Raw genomic sequence first — 19,428 nt, 5'->3', positions numbered from 1 at the left:
AAGAGACAACCAGACATTCGAAGCAGCCCTATGCAATTAATCGCACATTCATCCTTTGACGCTGCCCAAAACGATGCCTTTTACGAAATATTTCTGCAAGAATGGATACGCCAAAATAATCGGGAGTGAACCGAGGAAAATCTGCGACGATTTCAACGTCCGATCGGAAATAAGCGCCAGGTTGAGCATATCGTCTCTCGACATATTCGACAGGTTTTGCTGGATCACGATGGTTTGAATATAGCTTTGCAGCGGATAATTGGACGGGTTGCCCATCAGCAGCAGACCATCGAACCAGCTGTTCCAATGCTCGACCATGGAAAACAAGGCCAGTGTGGCAAGTGCGGGCTTGGAGATTGGCACGAAGATCGCCCACATCGTCCTCCAGTGGCTCGCTCCGTCAATGAGCGCCGCTTCTTCCAGCTCCTTCGGAATCTCCCGGAAAAAGTTAAGCAGCAGCACGACGCTGAATACGGGAACCGCGCCCGGCAGAATAAGCGCCCAGATCGAATCGAGCAGCCCGTATTCTTTAATCGTCGAATACCAGGGAATCAGTCCCCCGTTAAACAGCATCGTAATAAAAAAGAGCCACGCATACAGGCTGCGAAACCGAAAAGCATGCGACTCTTTGGCCAGCGGATAAGCGACCAAGATGGTCAACAGCAGGTTAAGCGGAGTTCCCAAGCCAATCCGCGTCAGCGACACGAGCATCGCTTGCCAGAATTCGTTGCGGCTCGCCGTATACATGTAAGAGGCGAATGTGAACTCGACGGGCCACATCCTCACGTACCCCGCCGAGGCCGCCGCGCTCGAACTGAAAGAAACCGCTATGATATGAATCAAGGGCAAGACGCAAATGAGTGAAATCAAGATAAGAATAACGGCATTGACCAGGGGAAACCATTCAAACCGTTTTCCCTGCCGGATGCGGGCATACCCTGCCGGTTTTGGCGCCAACCTTTGCTCCAAAGTTCTCCCTCCTCTAAAAAATCCGATATTTCGCAACCCGATAGGCAAAGAAATAGGAGCCGGAAATCAGCGTAAACGATACGACCGATTTGAATAAACCGACCGCCGTCGCTACCCCGTACTGCGCGTCAAGCAAGCCGATCCGGTACACGAACGTATCCAAAATATCGCCGCTCTCGTAAACTTGCGGACTGTATAAATTAAACACTTGATCAAACCCGGCATTCAGCAGCTGCCCCAGGCTTAATACCGACAGCAGCACGATCACCATGCGCATTCCCGGAATCGTGATATGCCACATTTTGTGCCAGCGATTGGCGCCGTCCATGGTCGCCGCTTCGTACAGTCCCGGATCGATGCCCGTGATTGCCGCCAAATATACGATTGTCCCGTAGCCGAAGTTTTTCCAAATGTCCGAAGCGATCAGCGTGAAGGGAAACCAGTCGTTGTCGCCGAGGAAAAAGATCTTCGAAATCCCAAATAATCCGAGGAATTCATTAACGATCCCTCCGGAAGGGGAAAGAATATCGATCAGAATGCCGCCCAGCACGACCCAGGATAAAAAATAGGGTAAATAAATCGCGGTTTGCACGGACCGTTTGATCAGATTATTTTTCAATTCGTTTAAGAGAATCGCAAAAATGATCGGAACCACGAGCCCTAATATAAGCTTAAAGCCGGAAATAAAAAGGGTGTTCCACAAAACCTGGGTGAAATTCGGCAAGTTCATGACATACTCGAAATTATCCCAGCCGACCCACTTCTGCTCGCCGAACAAGCCTTTGGCGGGAATAAACTTTTGAAACGCAATCATCACGCCGGCCATCGGGATATACGAAAATAACACGATCAACATTAGTCCCGGCAGTATCATTAAATGAAGCGGCAATTCTCTTCGCCATTTCGCTCTCATTTTCATCCTCCACATCGGTGAGCAAGAGTAGGGCTGAGGGAGAGCAAAAGCCCCCCTCCGGCCCGGAATCGTTACTTCGTAGTTTCATACCATTCGTTGACTTCCTGGGTAATTTGGTCCCCGCCAAGCTTTTTCCAATCGGCCACGAACTGGTCGAATTTATCGATGGGATCCCCTAATATGATCTTGACGAACACCTCGTTTTGCAGCTTTTCGAGCGTCGCTTTGCGTTCCACCATGGTTGGAGTCGGGGCGCCGACAAATTTTTCCCGCAGAAACTGATTGTTTTTGTCGTATTGATCAGCGATTCCCATAGAGCCTACTTCTCCATAAATCCGTTCCCAGCCCCATAACGCGAACCCTTCCGACGATCCCGACGCGTAGGCTTCCAGTTTTTCTTGAATCGTCTTGGCCTCCCCGGTCAGTGTGGAGAAATCACCGGCTTTGCGCGCGGCATCAATCGCCCGGAAGGCGTCTACGTTTTTCTTAACCGGATACGGCGTAACGGGCGAGAGCTGCCATACGCTTTCGGCCTCCGGCGGCGCAAAATACTTATCGAACTCCGCAGTCTCGCCCCAGTTTTTCTCCAGATGCAAATTGAACATTTTGATCACTGCTTCAGGATGAGCGGCTCCCTTCTTAACGGCGAAGAAACGGGTAGTGCTGAATTTAAGCGGCACCTTCGGGGTCTCGCCCGACTCCGATACGATCGGGAAAGCCTGCCATTGCGCGTTCGGATCATTATCGCGGTTAAGCTGAAGCGGCCATATAGAATTCCATTGCTCGCCGTACTCCATCCCGATCTTTCCGGCGGAGACCTGTTCGGACACCTTGCCCCCGTCTTTGACCCCGAATTCCTGATCGATCTGGCCGTTTTTGGCCATATCCTGCAACACCTGAAGCGCCTTTTTCACTTCCGGCTGAGTGCTGCCAAACACGAGTTTTCCGGAGGCGTCTTCCACCCATATGTTGGGGTAGGCAGCGTATCCGGCCATAAAACCTTCAAGTCCCATCGCCCCGCCCCATAAATCTTTCGTCACGCCAAGACCGAAGGTATCCTTCTTGCCATTCCCGTCCGGATCGTTCTCCGTAAACGCTTTCGAAATCGCCAGCACGTCGGCCATCGTTTTCGGCGGCTTCAAGCCTAATTTATCCAGCCAATCGGTACGAATCCAAATGTACATCGCCCGTTCCATGGAAGATTCCAACTGGGGAACCGCCATCAACTTTCCGTCGAACGTAGCGGCATCGAACACACTTGTTCCTTCTTCCGAGAGCACTTTTTTCGTAAAAGGAGACGCGTACTTTTCGTATAACTCCGTCATGTCCTCGATTTGGTCGGAATCGGCCAATTGCTTGAGCTGCGTGGCATTCACCGGGATGACGTCCGGCAAGTCGCCGGAAGCCAAAGTAACGTTGATTTTCTGCAGATATTGATCGGAAGTCGGGCTGCCCTTGACGACCCAGTCGTATTTGATCTTGATGCCAAGCTCGTCCTCGTACAATTGGGTCCAGCGATTGTTGTCGATCGTTTCGCCCTTCAGCACGCCAAGCACATTGTTCTCCACAACATCGCTCAAATCTCTGACGAATGATACTTCGATCGCCGGATCGTATTTGCCGAGCGGGCCGTCATCCGCGGCGGAGGTCTGGTTCTGGTTATCCTTTGAAGCTCCGCCAGGATCCCCGTTTGCCCCGCTCCCACCCGAGCAAGCGGCAAGCATAAACGAAACCAGCACTAATACGGAGAGGCCTTTTAACCACACTGAGCTATTTTTGGTCCTCATTTTCATTTGCATCCCCCAGTTCAATTGTATTCGCCTTCCATTTGGTTACGCTTTCATTATGCATTGGAGCACATTTCGCGACAACGTTCATCTTTTTACTTTACTTCTCCTTCATTTACCGAAACCAATCGAGTACCGTACATGATTCTCTTCCTTGCAGAATTTAAAAAAGGGCTGCCCCTTAGGTCAATGTTTCACGACCTTTTGGGACAACCTCTTAATCTGCCTCTTTTTCAAGAGGTTTAACGTAGGTTATCTACGACAGCGTCAGGTAAGGTTGTGTCTGTCTCAGCTTCATTGGTGGCGCTTCTACCTGAAGCTGTGCCAAGATCAGCTACGAAGGTGGTCACGCTTTGGGCGGGGAGATGAGCCCAGAAATTCTGACCCGTCACCGTAAGCTCCGTTCCGGGTTGAAGATTGCTGCTGCTGCTCGTGATCCATCGGGATACTTTCGAAACCGATCCATTCTGAAGGACAAAGTTCTGATTGACCCCGGAGCTGCTCCGGTTTATGGCAACGATAACGATTTTGTTGTCACCTTTATAGGCCGACACGTATACGGTGGTTTCAGGATTTTTCGTGGCATCCACCCTGACATAACCGGGACGAACGAATTTGGAGAAATGAGCCATATTGTAACCGCGTTTGCTGATTGTGCCGTCCTCCTTCATCGGACCGTATGATCTGCGGATATACCACCATACGTAAGCCTGAAAATCTCCCTCTACCATCGCATTGTGGATATGGTAGGACACATCCAAGGCTTCGGGCCAGCGATCCGCCGAGTTGTTGTCGCTGTTCGGGTAATATACCTCCGTCATCCAGAGATCTTTTCCCGCCCCTTTTTGTTTGAATAGCGGATAAGCGAAATTGCTGATCTGGGTACCGTATAGATGTGCGCCAAGAATATCCATATTGGCAAGCGCCTGCGAATCGTTCAATATCGGGTCCGACATATTTTTCAGATACTGGAACGATTCCGGCGCGATCACTCTGGCATTAATGGAACCGGCGTTTTCTTTCATGAAGCGAAGCATTTCCTGCGGAGTCCACCACGTCCAGTCATGCGCATAATCGGGTTCGTTTTGTACGGAAATCGCATACAGATTCACGCCATTATTCCTCATATAAGTCACGAAATCGTTAAGGTGCTGGGCATACGCGGCGTACTTGTCGTAACGGAGCCGTTTTGCCGACGTATCCCCGTTGCGGTTGAAGGTCTCTACCATGTCGGCGGGCGGGTTCCATGGCGACGCAAACACGATGGCTCCGAGGGCGATGGCTCGTTTTGCCGTTTCCAATTCCCGGTACCACTGATTGCGGTCATCATGTACATAGATTCTTAAGATCGAGAAACCTAACTGGTTATTTCCGTTTCCGAAAGCGGTTTCTCTTTGTGCCGCCGTCAAATCTCCGATCCAAGCCGGGTGGTTGATGCCTCCGAAACCGCGAATCACTTGTTTTTCCGCCGATACATTCACGACGGCGTCGCTGGCTGCGGCAACATCGCCCGGTGCCGCCAAGGTCAATGCAATTACAAGGGCCAAACCTGCACAAATAGCTTTCTTAAGCCATGAAATCATAAATCTGCTCCTCCCTAATTATTTTGCGTCAAAAACTGGACGCATTCGGTTGAATAAATATACGTCCTGTCAATCCTCGAATAAATTTTTACGGCCGATCACCCTCCTTAAAAATCATATAATAGTAATATATTACATTTTTACAATTTCACTATAAATGGGTTGGCGATATAATTTAATAGAATTTTTTTTGATTTTATTGAACTTTCTTTTGAAATATTGATTTAGTGGTTAGCAGATCAATATCCACTGTCCGGACGCTTTGCACGATTATACCGTTTGATCATGAAGCAGAGCTGACGGGAGGGATGGGGCAAGACACCGGGAAAAATGAAAAGACCGTGAGCCTACTGCAGCCTGAATCCGATTGCAGCAACAACTGCACCGTTCAAGCACTTCTATCAGGCTGCAGCCGCAAGGGGCTGATTCGGTTGGCGCGCGATCAGCCGGCGGTAAGAGATCGCCGGAATCGCCACACAGATACGCAGTAACTTCTGCCGCATCGTTTCTTCCGCTCCGGGCAGGCGCAGCCGACGGCGTCCGGCGTACTCGTTCAGGTACGCCTGCAGATGTTTCAGTCCCAAAGCTACATACGTACTCTTCAGCCGATTCCCACGCCTCTCTCACCACTTTCCGCAAGGGCGCATACAGCCGATAGGCTAGAGGAAACGACTCTACCGCCGATGTACGGACATCTGGATCCCTTATCCTTGCCCCCAACCCCTGCCCCCTGAACGAAGGGGATAATCGTGCAAAGCAGCATGCAGGGACACCAAGACACGAACTCTATAAATAGACAGTCCCCTCAGTCCTCAGTACGGCAGCCTCGAATCAATAGAGCTAAAGTCATAATTTATTTCGTCAGCCGCTCCTTCTCATTGTTTAAACTTTAAACAGCAGTTGGGAAAAATAGTACAGATCGTTTTTCCACACGGGCCAATCGTGTCCGCCGCTTTCCTCAACCCAAATGTGAGGCACACCGTGCTCCGCCAAATAAGCGTGCGTCCGTTCGCTGATATGCTTGAGATTATCCTGATCCCCGCAAGAAAGCCACAGCAGTCTGAGAAGGGCCGCCGCCTGCGGATTCGGAACGAGTTGCTCGGGAGCTTTTGTATTGGGGGCCGGGGAAAAAGCCCCGATCCAGGCGAAGCGGTCGAGATGCTTCAATCCTATGTTCAAGGACTGCCCGCCGCCCATGGATAAACCTGCAATCGCGCGGCTCTCCTGAACAGTAGATACCGGGTAGTTCGATTCAATAAAAGGGATCAGATCGTGGAGCAAATCAAATTCGAACCTCTCAAACGCCTGGATCTTTTCGGGGGCGAAAATGTCTCCCACCGGACGGTCGTCCGGCATGGCGCGTCCGTTGGGCAAAACGACGATCATAGGCGCGAGCTTGTTGTCCGCATAAAGATTGTCAAGGATGATATGGGGCTGTCCATGGTTGAACCATTCATTTTCATCCCCGCCTATGCCATGCAAAAGATACAATACGTTATACATTTGGTTTCCGGAATATCCAGGCGGAGTATATATCCTCGTTTTGCGAGGGGTCCCTACCGCCCCGGAGAAATATTCCACCACTTCGACATTGCCGCGGGCTATGTTTTCCCTGTACCGGTCGTATCCGTCAGGAGCTGTTGTTCTCATTTCATTCTCTCCTTTCGTTTTTCTCAAAGCGAATTCATAACGGCGCATATCCAAATCCCAGGATCGTAAATCGATTATGCTCACGGCCTTGATCATATCACGATAAGCATGCGACTCCCGCGGCGGCTTGATCACCCTTTAACCCCGCCGACCATCATGCCTTTGACGAAATATTTTTGCAAGAAAGGATACACCATGATAATGGGGACGGAGGCAACCATCGTCATCGTGGCGCGAACGGACAACGGTGTAACGGTGTTTTGCTGCGCTCCGCTGGCGCCCAGGATCATTCCGTCCAGGCTCGAAGTTCCCGAAGTCGTATTGGAATTCTGCAAAATTTTCTGCAGTTCATACTGCAGTGTGCTTAATTCAATGTGCGAAGAATTGTACAAAAACACGTCAAACCAGGAGTTCCACTGAAAGACGCCCGAGAACAAGGCCACCGTAGCCAAAACCGGCGTCGTCAACGGCAATACGATGCTGAAAAAAGTTCTGTAATCGCCCGCTCCGTCAATCCGCCCCGATTCCAGAATGCTCTCGGGGAGATTCTCAATAAAGGAACGGATGATGATCAGGTTGAACACGCCGATTAATCCGGGCAGGATGTATACCCAGAAGTTGCCCACGAGTTGCAAATCCCTCATCAGCAAATAGTTGGGGATCAACCCACCGTTAAAATACATGGTTAAAATAAAGGCGATCGTAATAAATTTGCGGAGCACGAAATCCTGCCTGCTGATCGAATAAGCCACCATGGCGGAGCAAAACACCGTAGCCAGCGTACCGATGATCGTACGCAATATCGAGACGAGCGTGGCGTGAAATATCGTGGCTTCCCTGAAAACATAATTGTAATTGTCCAGCGTCCAGATCCTCGGAAGCAAATAAATCCCCCCTTTGAGCGAATCTTGAGCGCTGTTCAGCGATACGGCCAGAACATTTATGAACGGATATAGCGTCACGGCCATCAATAGAACCATAAAGATGTAATTGCAGAGATCAAAAATACGATCACCGCCGGAAGATTTAATTCGCGGTTTCCTAACCCTTCTCGCGGCGTTTGCGGATCGATGATCCATTGGTTTTGCCTCCTTCTCTAGAAAAGTCTGGCTTCACCCGCCCGTTTCGCGACATGGTTCGCGAAGAACAGCAAGATGAAGCTGACCACCGTCTTGAACATGCCGGCCGCGATGGATAGCGAGAAGTTGCTTTGGGCGATGCCGTATTTTAATACGAATATGTCAATGTTTTCGGAATAATCCACGTTCATGCCATTACCCAGCAAATATTGGGGCTCGAATCCCGATTCCAGCAAATAGCCGATATTCATAATTAAAAGGACGACAACGACGGATTTAATGCCCGGCAATGTAATATAGATCATGCGTTTAAACCTGCTGGCGCCGTCGATTTCGGCGGCTTCGTATTGCGCCGGATCAATCGTCGTTATCGCGGCCAAATACACGATCGTGTTCCAGCCGATATCCTTCCAGACGGAGCTGGCTCCAAATATTCCCCAGAAATATTCGGGAACCCCCAGAAATAATATTTCGTTCCCTCGATCAACCAATCCCGTCCAGATCAACAGCTGGTTGATGATTCCGTCAGGCGCGAGCGTCGTTTGAATAATGTTTGCGGCCACTACCCAGGAAATGAAATGGGGCAGGTAACTAATCGTTTGCACCGTCCGCTTAAATGCTACGTTCCGGAGTTCATTGAGCAGCAGCGCGAGCGTAATCGCCGTCACAAAGCCGAGAATCAAGTTGATGGAACTCATGGCCAGCGTATTTCGCAATACGCGCAAAAACCGCTCGTCTCCAAACAAAAATGTGAAGTGTTGAAATCCGACCCAGGTTTGATCCAAATACCCGCGCGCCGGTTTATAATCCTGAAAAGCAATCGTCCAGCCCCATAAAGGAACATATTTGAAAATGACGAGCCATATGAAAAAAGGGATAGTCATTACGGCCAAGGCGCGCTGCTGCACCAACTTTTTGAAAAACGGCCCGATCCCTTTCGGTTTTTTGTATGTCTCCGGCCGGGACGCGGCCAGCACCGAATCAGTCTCCATACTATTCTCTCCTCCCCGGCCTTCCGATAGAATCGATTATTTACCGCCGGTAACGATTTTGACTTTCTCCTGCGCTTGCTCCGTCGTCCACTTTTCATAGCCGGCCGTGTCTAGTTTTCCAAATTCGTTCATGTATTCGCTCCATACCGAATCAAACTTATCCGGCGTTGCGAGCACGAGTTTCGGGAAGTATTTCTTGGTCAGTTCATCCTTGGCCGTTTCCCACAGCTGCTGCGGCGAATTTTGTTCCTTGGCGAATCCCCAGGCAGGATACCAAGGGCGGAACTTTGGGGCCGCGAACATTTGGCTGTAAGTTTGCACGCCGTATTTGTCCAGAATGTCCTTATCCGCCTGCGTCAAGCTCATTTGGAATACTTCGGGCTGGTAAGCCACGCTTTTGGGATTCCCGCTCGCGAGTGTGGAATTGGCGTTGTACATCGGCCAGTTCCAATTGTAATATTTAAAGCCGAACTTCTCGTTAAAAGCTTCGTCGATCATGTTGATCTGTTCCTGTGTCCGGTAAAAGCGGCCTTGTTCGTTGACTTCATAGGTTTCGCCTTCGATGCCCCAAGACAACAGGGTTTGGTTATCTTCGGTCAGTATATTGTCGAAATATTGGATGATTCTTACCGGGTCTTTTGCGCTGACCGTAATACCGATGCCGCGGTTCGTTGCCAATCCGCCTTCGGCGTCGACATACGCATCGGGCGTGTTCTCGTCAAAGGTAACGGGAAGCGGGAAGTAGTTGTAAGCGTCCTGGGCGGGATCCTTGCGCGCCGCGTCCTTCAGGACGTTGAGCGCATTTCCCACCTGCCAGCGGTAATCAAAAAAGCCCAGCACTTTATGGGAGGTTAATTTGGCGATGTATTGGTCGTAATTGTCCACGAAAGAAGCCTTGTCGAACAGACCTTCCGCATTTAACTCGTTCAGCGTCTTCAGCCATCTTTTCGTTGCGTCTGATGCCGCGTACGTCTTGGCTTCAAACGTTCCCGGATCGACGATGACTTCGCCGTCGTTCGGGTAACCCATGAGATGCATCGGAGGATTGGATGTCGCAAAAAATCTCCAGTCATGCGTAAGGGTGATCATGCCCGTCAAATCTTCATCCTTATGCTTCTCGGCATAGTTTCTAATCAGTTCAATATATTGATCCAGCGTGTTGACTTTCGGGTAACCGGCCTCGGCCAAGACGCGGCGCTGAATCCAAAATGCGGCTCCGGGCTCCGGGTCCGGAACGAAGTCGCCGACCTGCACGGCGATCGGAAGGAAATAAAGCTTGCCGTCTTCAGCTCTAAGCTGGTCAAAATATGGACCGAATACCCGTTTGATATTCGGGCCGTGCTCTTCGATCAAATCGTCAAGCGGGATAAATACGCCTGCGTTCAAAACGCTTTCCATCGCCGCATCCGGAATCAGCACTTCCGGATACTCGTTCGCGGCGATCATCGTACCGATTTTCGTATTCAGGTCGCCGACCAGAAACTCCAGTTTGAAATTGACTCCAGTTTGGTCTTCCAGCATTTTTCCGAGGGTGGTCTCGTTTGTATTGCGGTCCTTGGACCCGGCCACGCCATTAAAGATCGTAAAGGTGACCTTGTCCTGCTTGTTGCTTTCTTCCGGGTTGTTGCCTGTCTCGCCCGCGGCTTTATGGTTGTTATTGCCGCCGGAACAAGCGGAGATTACAGACAACAGCAATACCGCGACCAGAAAGAGAACCCAAAATTTCTTTTTTGTCAAAACTGATCTGCCCCTTTCGTTTGTTGATTGGTATTTACAGGAACAGTATAAAATCGTTTTCCATTTGGGGTTACCCGGAGAACTATAGGGCTTCCTGCAAAAATTTCAGTATTTGTTTCGGCGGTCAACTTTTTTCGTTCGGGATGGCGAGCATGACGCAGGTCCCTTCTCCCGGACGGCTGTCCAGCGAAAAACGAATCTTCTCCCCGTATATTATTTTGGTTCGGTAAATCGCGTTTTGAACACCGATGCGTTCGCCCATGGTTTCCTCGGCCTCCAGGTAACGGTACAGCTTGTTGACCGTTTCATCGTCCATGCCGATCCCGTTGTCCCTGACGGTAAAAGTCAGTTCATCTTCCGTGGCGTCGATGCGAATCTCGATCATCCCTCCGTGTTTCAGCGGCTCGATGCCGTGGATACAGGCATTCTCGACGAAAGGAAGGAACGCCATTTTCGGCACCAGGCATTCGTACGCTTCCGGCGCGACGGCGATCCGGCAGTCCAGTTTGTCCTCGAAGCGATATTTCTGAATGTCCAAAAAGCATAAAATAAACTCCATCTCTTCCTTCACCGAAACCCGGTCTTTGTTCCAGGTCAAGGAGCCCCGGAAGAATTTGGCCATGCTATGGATAATCTTAGCCGTGTCGCGCTCTTTTTTCAGCAAGCTTCTCATCCGAATCGTTTCCAGGGCATTGAACAGAAAATGGGGATTCATTTGGCTTTGCAATGCATTCAACTGCGCCTTCCGGCGCTCCAGCTCCAGCGACTTCTTCTGGATTTCCGCCAGGTACACGTCATGGATCAAGCTTTTGATCTGCAGGATCATCCGGTTGAATTCCAGCGTCAATTGACCAATCTCGTCCTTGTGCGCCTCGCCCTGAATCGGTTCAAAACTTTGGCTTTTCACTTTTTTCATATGCTTCAGGATTTGGATGATGCGCAGGTTAATCGACCGGGTGATGATAAGAATAATTATGGTCGGAATGATCATCATCACGCCGCCGGACCATAAAATAAAATCACGCGACTCGCGGACTTCCTTAACGATTTCGCCTTCGCTGACGATGCCGGCGATCTTCCATCCTTCCAGATAACTGACTCCCCGGTATTCCTTCACGAACCGGATCGTTTTGTCCGATCCGAGCGAGGCGAACGAGGTTTCATTCCCGCCCTGCCAGTCGATTTCCCCGTTTGTCGTATACTCGATCCCGCCGTCCGGGTTGATCAGATACATATCTCCCTGCACGTTTAAGTTCGAAAACAGAGACACCAGATCGATCGTTTTAAAATCGATTTTGAGCAGCTTTTCCTTTGACATCCGGTTCGCAAAATAGTCCAGACGCCGGATCAGCGAGAAACTGGCGAAATGCCCGTCATCCGTTTTCGTGCGCGCAAACACAGGCTGGGTCCGATCGCTGCCCGCCGCCATTCGATACCAATCCTCCGACCTGATATCATCCGACAGGTAGCCGATGTTTCCGGAATTCAGCAGCGTCGGGTTGTTCACGTAAATCATCATGTTCTGGAGATACAGGGAAACGGGGTGATAACTGTTCAGCACCCGTCTTAAATAATCGTCATAAGCTTCGACGTAATCTTCCGTATTGGCAAAATTCCGCTCCAGAATTTCATTGGTCTTGAGGTCGGCGTAAAAAAATGAGGACAAGCCCACCGCATCGTCAACCTGGGAGCGGAATTCGTTTTTGATTTGCTCCACCGCCAGGTCGATATCCCTGACTCTCCCCTCCCTGACATTATTCGAGATGAGATTATAAAAAATAGCGTTGGTCACGATCATCGGCGTAAAGATGCAAAGAAAATAGACCAGCAGCATCTTGTTCCTTAGCCGGGTATTATGAAGCAGTCGGTTCATCGCGCGCCGCCCCCTTCCGCTACCGATTGCTCATGCGATTGCGGTATTCCGTAGGGGTCATCTTCTCGACCTTCTCGAACTGGGAGACAAAATACTCGGCGCTGTTGAATCCGATCCGCTCGGCGATTTCATAAACGCGCATATCCTTTTGCCTCATCAGTTTTTTGGCCTCTTCGATCCGCAGCAGCAGCAAATATTCGTTAAAATAAACGCCATAATGCTTCTTGAACAATTGCCCGACGTACGCGGGGTTCATGAAGAACTGCGCCGCAAGGCTTTTTAAGCTCAAATTTTGCTGGAAGTGCTGGTCCACGTACGATTTAATTTTGTGAATTCCGCTCTTGCCGCTGGAATTATAAAGCTGTTTGACGAGTTCCGCGGCTTCGGACGCGAATTCGCCAAATAATCCGCGCAATTCTTCCAATGTGAGATTATAATCGTGCCAGCCCAGAATCGCCTCGATCAGGCCGAGTTCCTTCTCGTCACCTTCCACGCTTCTGACGGAGTGCACGATGCCCAGAACACATTGCATGATCGATGTTTTGATCGCTTCGATAGAGAAGTTCCGCTCCAGAAAATCCGCAAAGATGCGGTCGATGGCGCTTCGAATGCCGTCCCTGTCCGATGCTTCGACCGCTTCGATCAAAGCGTGGATCGACGGTTCGCGAAGATGCAAATAGTTCAGTTCCGCGCCGGCGATGTCCGAGTATAGCAGCGCATGGGTGTTGTGACGGAGCCATTTGTGCTGCATCGTTTCCTTCGCGCTGATATAGGAGAACCTCAACCGGTTTAAGGATTCGACGGATTGGCCGGCATAGATTCGCAGTTCCAGGGCGAAAGCATCCTTCAGCCGCCGAAGCGCGGACCGCATAAAAAGACGGATATCTCCGCCGAAAGGGATGAGGTACGTATCCGGCACAATGAAGCCGTACGTGCGGCGATGCTCATACACGATCGGCGGCGAAGCGGCAGCGCCGAGTTCTTGCACCGTTTCCCGGACGGTTTCCATTAGCCGGTCTCTTGCCGGGGAAACCGCATTTTTCCAAGGTACGACATTGTTAACTTCCAGCAATATGTAAGTAAACGCTTTCGCATCGTCGAAAAAAGAAACCTTACTCCACTCATCCAACGCCGTCTCGTCGATCTCGTCCCGCAGCAGGGTTTCAATCAGTTTTTCGCCCATCTGCCTGCGGTTTTGATCCCGCAACCGTTGTTTTGCCGACAGCTTGTCTCTAAGCTTAACGAGCGCTTGCTGAATATCGTCCGGATCGATGGGCTTGAGCACATAATCCTGCACGCCGAACCGCACCGCCTGCTGGGCATAGCGGAAATCGTTATGCCCGCTGATGATGACGAATTCCGTTTCCAACTGCAGCTTGCTCGCGGCCTCGATCAATTCGAGCCCGTCCAGCACCGGCATACGGATGTCGGTCACGACTAGATCCGGCTTTTTCGCCTGGATGATCGCCAGGGCGTCTTCTCCGTTGTCGGACTCGCCAATCACTTTAAAGCCGCTGCTTTCCCAATCGATCATTTCGATTAAGCCTTTCCGGACAAACAACTCATCGTCCACAATGATGATGGAATACATTTAGACCCCTCCCACTATAAAGTAATAACTTCTCCTGTTTTCTCGTTCATTCTCAATATTTCAACTTTGACAGTGTAAGAGATACTGGTGGAGAATATAGTCTACACCACGATTTTCTGTAAGAGCGTAGGCGGGAACAGAGCTTAGGATCTTCTCGTTTCCAAAACTGTAGATAATTGGTTATGATCGCACAATGGATCTCCACATTCCGCCCTTGGGGTTCACCCTCCCATGTCACACTGGGTCTATGCCCTTACATTCCTTCGTTCTACCTCTCAAGGGGTGGATGCCGTTTCTCGCTCCTTTACAGGGTCGTTGCCCTTACGGTGTGTCGTGCGTCGGCTTCTCCGGTGCTTCCGTTGTCTAGTTGTACACATGTGAATAAGCGATATTGCAGGGTGATTGCTTCCTTGACTTTATGCAGCCAATTGTTGCAGCTGGGCTTGCCTAACGGGGCCCATGACATCGTTGGCGTTATACATTCTTTGCTTTGTTCCCAGGGTATAAAGCACCCGTATGAGTTTTCCACATAGGGCAATGAGAGATTGCTTCTTCTTCAGCGGGTTCTGGCTCCGCGTCGTGTAATACCGGTGAAGCGCTTGGAACTCCGGATTCTTTGCAACCAGCGGCATCACCGCTCGGAACAACAGCGCCCGTAGGCGTGATCGCCCTCGCTTGGTTATGCCTGTCTGTCCTTTCCGTATGCCTGAACTGTTTTCCATCAGATTAAGGCCCGCCAGACGAATGATCTGCTGACCGTGATCGTAGTGATTCAGATCTCCAACCTCGGCTAGAAATCCGGCTACGGTCAGAACGCCGATTCCGGGTACAGACAGCATTTCTGTCGTTCCTGGAATGCCCTCCAAAATTCCGGCCACTTGATGCATAATCGTTTCAAGCTGCTCGTTAAACAGGTCAAACTGCGACAGTAGCGTACTTAGTTCCAGCCTGGCGGCAACGATGCCTTCTGTCAGACCGATGGAGACGCTTGCTGCAGCGTAAAGCGCTTCTGCCCGCTTGATTCCAACGCCACGCCTGACTTCCGTCTTCCAATGCGCTAGGACGTCTCTAGCGCCCTTGGCGACGATATCAGCAGGCAACGGGAAGGCTCGCATGGTCATGAACGATGCCTTGCCACTCCAGTTTTTAAACACTTTTGCGTACTCCGGAAAGAATCGATCAAACCAATTGCCGATGCGGCTTTTGACTTGAGTTAGACTGTCCGATACCTTCTCGCGGAGGTTCATCAGGATCCGCAGTTCTGCGAATTCCTTCGTCGGCAACTTCGGTTCGGAGTAATTCCCATCCCGAATGAGTTTTGCGATGACTTTTGCATCCTTGTAGTCACTCTTCGTCGGTGAGTTATCTTCAAGCTCTTTCGACTTATTGACATGATGCGGGTTTACCACTACGACTTGAATCCCTTGATCCTGTAAGAAGGCTGCTAACGGAAACCAGTAGTGTCCAGTAGGCTCGATGCCAAATATGATGTCCGTCTTGCCGTGTGTCTGCCCGAGCTCCTTCATCCACGTCGCCAGCTTCGTCAGCCCTTCCTGGCTATTATGAAACACGCAGTCTTTTCCAAGCTCAATGCCACGGAAATCTACTGCACGAGCCACATGAATCTTCTTGGCGATATCCGCTCCGACGACCAGTGTCGATTCGGTAATTCGTGTAATTCGTTGATTCTTTTTCTGTTTCAGCTTATACTTCATGTAGAGCGTCCTCCTTCAATTAGGGCAGTGAATGGCCACCATTCCGAGACCCAGCATACAGGAGGCGCTTTTTCTTTTCAAGGGGCAAATTACTTCATTACAGGAATGGCTCCTTATGAAGAGTTATACATACTATACTTTTTCGGGAAAACGCTTTAATTCATTCACCTCCTATTGTGCTATAATATAGCAAAAATAGAAAATATGGAGGATTTTTCTATGCCGATTATCCAACAAGGCGCTTTTTATACGAAAGAATACAGGAACCTGTTCAAGGAGCTCGGCTACTCCGAAGCGGACATCGAGGCTAGGCTCGAACGGACATGGGCCGATTTGTTTTATGGAGATCCGGATGTGCGGATCTATTATCCGCTGGGCGACGATAAAGGCTATATTCTCGATACCGGCAATCTGGACGTTCGGACGGAAGGGATGTCCTACGGGATGATGATGGCCGTGCAAATGAACAAAAAAGAAGAGTTTGACCGGTTGTGGAACTTCTCGAAGACGTTTATGCAGCATAGAGAAGGCCGTTACGCCCATTACTTTGCCTGGCATTGCAAGCCTGACGGTATTCGCATCTCCCAGGGGCCTGCGCCGGACGGGGAAGAATATTTCGCAATGGCCCTGTTTTTCGCCGCAAGCCGTTGGGGAGACGGGCCGGAACCCTATAACTATTCCGAGCAGGCGCGAACGATTTTGCGCGCATGCCTGCATCAGGGCGAAGCCGGCGACGGCGACCCGATGTGGGACCCGGAAACGAAATTAATCAAATTCGTACCGGAATCCCCTTTCAGCGATCCGTCTTACCATCTGCCGCATTTTTACGATTTGTTCGCCCTTCGGGCCGACGAGCGGGACAGCGCGTTTTGGAAGCAAGCGGCGGATGCCAGCCGCACCTACCTTCACGCCGCATGCCATCCGGAAACCGGACTTGCCCCCGAATACGCCAATTTTGACGGAACCCCGGCAGAGCCGCAGCCGCATGGCGATTTCCGTCATTTCTTCAGCGACGCTTACCGGGTTGCCGCCAATATCGGGCTGGATTGGGCATGGTTCCGAAAAGATCCCTGGCAGGTCGGGCAATCCAACCGGATTCAAAGCTTTTTCCGGAACATTGAAGTTTCGGATTACCGCCGGTATACCATAGACGGACAGCCCTTCGACGAACCGGCGCTGCACCCGATAGGATTGCTGGCGACCAACGCGATGGCTTCGCTCGCCGCCGACGGCCCGGAAGCGCGTCATTTTGTCCGTTTGCTTTGGAATACACCTTTACGCACCGGCCAACGGCGTTATTACGACAACTGCCTGTATTTTTTTAGCCTGTTGGCCTTAAGCGGAAATTATCGGATTTACTGACGGGCCCGATTTATGCATTTTGAGGCGATTTCAGAGGCGACTTCGGAGGCGATTTTGTGGATCAGCTTCAGCGGTTGCAGTAAAGCGACGCCTCACCTGAGCATACCTGCTTCCAGCCCTAGCTTTCCTGGTCCATGTTGAATAGAATAGTTGCAAAATGTACATTTACTTATCCGCAAATGCTGCCACAGCACTTGATTAAGTGTAAAACCTGCAATTACTCCGCTATCTTTTGAAGAATGAGGCTAAAATCGAGGAAATAAATGTATGAAATGCAATTAAACAGATGATTAGGTGAATGAACGTAAAGTTAGTTGTATGATTTGCAATTAATGGTCGGAGCCAAGCCGGTCAAGCACACTTTTGCGTGTCAACCGGCCCGGCGAAAAAGTATTCATGAATGCAATAAAACCGCAAAAAAAGACCAGCGAGGCCAATGATAGCCAAGTGGTCTTTTTTACAATTATAAAGTTTAATATTAACCCAAACCGTGACCATTCGTGGTGAAAAGAACGGGGCTGTGTTGCTTTCCGATAGAGACTAGAGTAGTAACTGGGGCCGCCACAGCCGCCAATAAGCTACAAGTAGCTATCCATAAAGCCAATTTCCTCTTCATTCAGTTTCCGCACCTCGCTAATTAAATTTTTATACCGCTCGTTCGCCGCTTCCGTTGCAAAATTCCGGTATTGTTCAAATATCCCTATACATTTTAGCATACCGTATCTGTTGTAAATTTCAATCGCGAATGCCAAACTGTCCAGTACATACTTCAGCCCTTGGGCAAAATCTTTTTTATTTAAATAATACTCGCCTAAACCTGCCAACATGTTTGCGTATCGATCTGCGGTGAATTGCTCGCTAATTTTCTTAATACGATAGTGTTGCTCTTGGTAAGTTAGATAAGATGCGTATTGTTCAAGCACATCGTCGATGTTAATATCAAACTTGTTCGCAGCAGTCACGATCTCACATAAGGCCGGGAATACTTCATTCCCCCTTGTGGAAATAAACTTTAAATATTCCGGCAGAACCTCGACCTTACCTGACACTAGTTGATACATATGACGGTTGCCTTCAGCCCATTCCTGAAATTGCTCGATCACTGCCGTCTCGTCTTCAGTGGGGTTCTTGACCCAACTGCAATCCGTATACAAGGAGACATAATGCAGCGCGGTTTCATAATCTCTCGTATAAAAGTGTGCTTCACCCAATACCAAATAGGAATACAAAATGTAAAAAACAATCTGCTTTTTGGTTTCCGGTGATTTTTTGCTCCCGTTTAACTCATAATGAATGGTTGCTTTTATTTTAAGTTTTTCCCCTAATTCTTTTAACTTGTCCCAACGACGCAAGGAAGAAAACACATTGATTAAATCATTCAGCGCATCCAGTTGATAAAGTTCGTCCAGCCGGTCGACAAAAGGCTCAAATTGCACGGTCAACAATAAATTCCGGTTCTGATCTTTAGACAGCCGCAACGTGAACAACCGGTATTGACACAGCGCCAGCCGTTCGGAATGCTGCTTCTGTTCACCTTCCGCTACCGCTTCGTACAGCAAGATGGCCGCTTCTCGTTGGCCTTCATGAAAAAACTGCTCGGCCAAGTGAAAAAGCAATGGTATGTAAGATAGGTTGTCCAACATTAAGCGTATTGACCGCTCGATACAGTCCAGCTTGTTCAATTCGGCGCACCGCCGCAAGAAGGGCCCCAGTCTGCGCCAGTCGGGCGCGGCCTGAAAGAAACACTCGTCAACATACAAATCGTAAAAATAACCTTCGGGCAACCCCATTCCCGCCGTAATCCGGTCAAGCTGCTGCATGGCAATGGGACGATGGCCATTGATGATCCCGCTTAACGTTCCGGAATTGATCCCTGTAAGTTCGGTGAACTGATTGAGCGAGAGTCTCTTGTTTTTTAAATAATCCTCCAATTGAGAGCGAATCGTGCTTGCCGGCTTCATACGAACACCTCCTCTGTTCAATAATGGAATTATCAACCATATATTCCTAATGATATTGTTTATTGTAACATTGGTCAATAAATAATAAGGAAAAAAATGTGTCCGTTTCCATCGTAACCTTAGGTAACCCCCTAATATGGATTGATCCACGTTGAGTCCATCCAGCCATCCAAATCGTATTCGCTCATGCACTGATCCTCCATTCTTTTGAATGCT

Annotated in this window: 14 protein-coding genes; 1 reads left to right on the top strand and 13 read right to left on the bottom strand. The window is 49.8% G+C overall.

Annotation, left to right across the window (positions count from 1 at the left end; all coding sequences use genetic code 11):
- Positions 1 to 48: 48 nt before the first annotated feature.
- The 12 genes from EHV15_RS23635 to EHV15_RS23580 form a co-directional block, all read right to left on the bottom strand.
- Positions 49 to 969, bottom strand: a complete 921-nt coding sequence (locus EHV15_RS23635; protein WP_425464449.1) for a carbohydrate ABC transporter permease — start codon at positions 967 to 969, stop codon at positions 49 to 51.
- Between the two features lie 13 nt (positions 970 to 982).
- A complete protein-coding gene (locus EHV15_RS23630) occupies positions 983 to 1,882 on the bottom strand; it encodes an ABC transporter permease (RefSeq protein WP_115311178.1) in 900 nt (299 codons plus the stop codon).
- Between the two features lie 71 nt (positions 1,883 to 1,953).
- Positions 1,954 to 3,669, bottom strand: a complete 1,716-nt coding sequence (locus tag EHV15_RS23625) for an extracellular solute-binding protein (protein WP_128633380.1) — start codon at positions 3,667 to 3,669, stop codon at positions 1,954 to 1,956.
- 242 nt (positions 3,670 to 3,911) lie between these two features.
- On the bottom strand, positions 3,912 to 5,252 hold the full coding sequence (gene xynC, locus EHV15_RS23620; protein WP_128633379.1) for a glucuronoarabinoxylan endo-1,4-beta-xylanase XynC: 1,341 nt from the start codon (positions 5,250 to 5,252) through the stop codon (positions 3,912 to 3,914).
- Between the two features lie 401 nt (positions 5,253 to 5,653).
- Positions 5,654 to 5,836 (bottom strand): hypothetical protein, encoded by a 183-nt coding sequence (locus tag EHV15_RS23615; protein WP_036622635.1) that lies wholly within the window; start codon positions 5,834 to 5,836, stop codon positions 5,654 to 5,656.
- A 298-nt stretch (positions 5,837 to 6,134) separates the two neighbouring features.
- On the bottom strand, positions 6,135 to 6,902 hold the full coding sequence (locus tag EHV15_RS23610; RefSeq protein WP_128633378.1) for an alpha/beta hydrolase: 768 nt from the start codon (positions 6,900 to 6,902) through the stop codon (positions 6,135 to 6,137).
- A 131-nt stretch (positions 6,903 to 7,033) separates the two neighbouring features.
- Positions 7,034 to 7,981 carry a carbohydrate ABC transporter permease gene (locus EHV15_RS23605; protein ID WP_128633377.1) on the bottom strand — a complete coding sequence of 316 codons (948 nt, stop codon included), beginning with the start codon at positions 7,979 to 7,981 and terminating at the stop codon, positions 7,034 to 7,036.
- A 17-nt stretch (positions 7,982 to 7,998) separates the two neighbouring features.
- Entirely contained in the window at positions 7,999 to 8,973 is a 975-nt protein-coding gene (locus EHV15_RS23600) for an ABC transporter permease (protein WP_128633376.1), read from the bottom strand.
- A 36-nt stretch (positions 8,974 to 9,009) separates the two neighbouring features.
- Positions 9,010 to 10,710 (bottom strand): type 2 periplasmic-binding domain-containing protein, encoded by a 1,701-nt coding sequence (locus EHV15_RS23595; RefSeq protein ID WP_128633375.1) that lies wholly within the window; start codon positions 10,708 to 10,710, stop codon positions 9,010 to 9,012.
- A gap of 124 nt (positions 10,711 to 10,834) precedes the next feature.
- The gene (locus EHV15_RS23590; RefSeq protein WP_128633374.1) at positions 10,835 to 12,583 is read right to left on the bottom strand and encodes a sensor histidine kinase; all 1,749 of its coding nucleotides are present in this window, start codon (positions 12,581 to 12,583) and stop codon (positions 10,835 to 10,837) included.
- 19 nt (positions 12,584 to 12,602) lie between these two features.
- Positions 12,603 to 14,174: a response regulator gene (locus EHV15_RS23585; protein ID WP_128633373.1), complete on the bottom strand. Its 1,572-nt coding sequence runs from the start codon at positions 14,172 to 14,174 to the stop codon at positions 12,603 to 12,605.
- Between the two features lie 416 nt (positions 14,175 to 14,590).
- Positions 14,591 to 15,877, bottom strand: coding sequence for an IS110 family RNA-guided transposase (locus EHV15_RS23580; RefSeq protein ID WP_425464476.1), 1,287 nt, complete (start codon positions 15,875 to 15,877; stop codon positions 14,591 to 14,593).
- Between the two features lie 231 nt (positions 15,878 to 16,108).
- Between EHV15_RS23580 and EHV15_RS23575 the strand changes: the two genes are divergently transcribed.
- The gene (locus tag EHV15_RS23575) at positions 16,109 to 17,251 is read left to right on the top strand and encodes a family 8 glycosyl hydrolase (RefSeq protein ID WP_128633372.1); all 1,143 of its coding nucleotides are present in this window, start codon (positions 16,109 to 16,111) and stop codon (positions 17,249 to 17,251) included.
- A gap of 578 nt (positions 17,252 to 17,829) precedes the next feature.
- Here EHV15_RS23575 and EHV15_RS23570 read toward each other — a convergent pair.
- Complete coding sequence (locus EHV15_RS23570; protein WP_342774039.1) at positions 17,830 to 19,362, bottom strand: helix-turn-helix domain-containing protein; 1,533 nt, start codon at positions 19,360 to 19,362, stop codon at positions 17,830 to 17,832.
- Positions 19,363 to 19,428 lie beyond the last annotated feature (66 nt).

It is taken from the genome of Paenibacillus oralis, from assembly GCF_003863965.1.
Classification (GTDB): Bacteria; Bacillota; Bacilli; order Paenibacillales; family Paenibacillaceae; genus Fontibacillus; species Fontibacillus oralis.
This window is presented reverse-complemented; position numbering and strand designations above follow the sequence as displayed.

Bases quoted from the DNA above. Each gene is read 5' to 3' on its own strand.
- EHV15_RS23630 (WP_115311178.1), bottom strand. From the start codon at position 1,882: ATGAGAGCGAAATGGCGAAGAGAATTGCCGCTTCATTTAATGATACTG.
- EHV15_RS23625 (WP_128633380.1), bottom strand. From the start codon at position 3,669: ATGAGGACCAAAAATAGCTCAGTGTGGTTAAAAGGCCTCTCCGTATTA.
- xynC (WP_128633379.1), bottom strand. From the start codon at position 5,252: ATGATTTCATGGCTTAAGAAAGCTATTTGTGCAGGTTTGGCCCTTGTA.
- EHV15_RS23610 (WP_128633378.1), bottom strand. From the start codon at position 6,902: ATGAGAACAACAGCTCCTGACGGATACGACCGGTACAGGGAAAACATA.
- EHV15_RS23605 (WP_128633377.1), bottom strand. From the start codon at position 7,981: ATGGATCATCGATCCGCAAACGCCGCGAGAAGGGTTAGGAAACCGCGA.
- EHV15_RS23600 (WP_128633376.1), bottom strand. From the start codon at position 8,973: ATGGAGACTGATTCGGTGCTGGCCGCGTCCCGGCCGGAGACATACAAA.
- EHV15_RS23590 (WP_128633374.1), bottom strand. From the start codon at position 12,583: ATGAACCGACTGCTTCATAATACCCGGCTAAGGAACAAGATGCTGCTG.
- EHV15_RS23585 (WP_128633373.1), bottom strand. From the start codon at position 14,174: ATGTATTCCATCATCATTGTGGACGATGAGTTGTTTGTCCGGAAAGGC.
- EHV15_RS23575 (WP_128633372.1), top strand. From the start codon at position 16,109: ATGCCGATTATCCAACAAGGCGCTTTTTATACGAAAGAATACAGGAAC.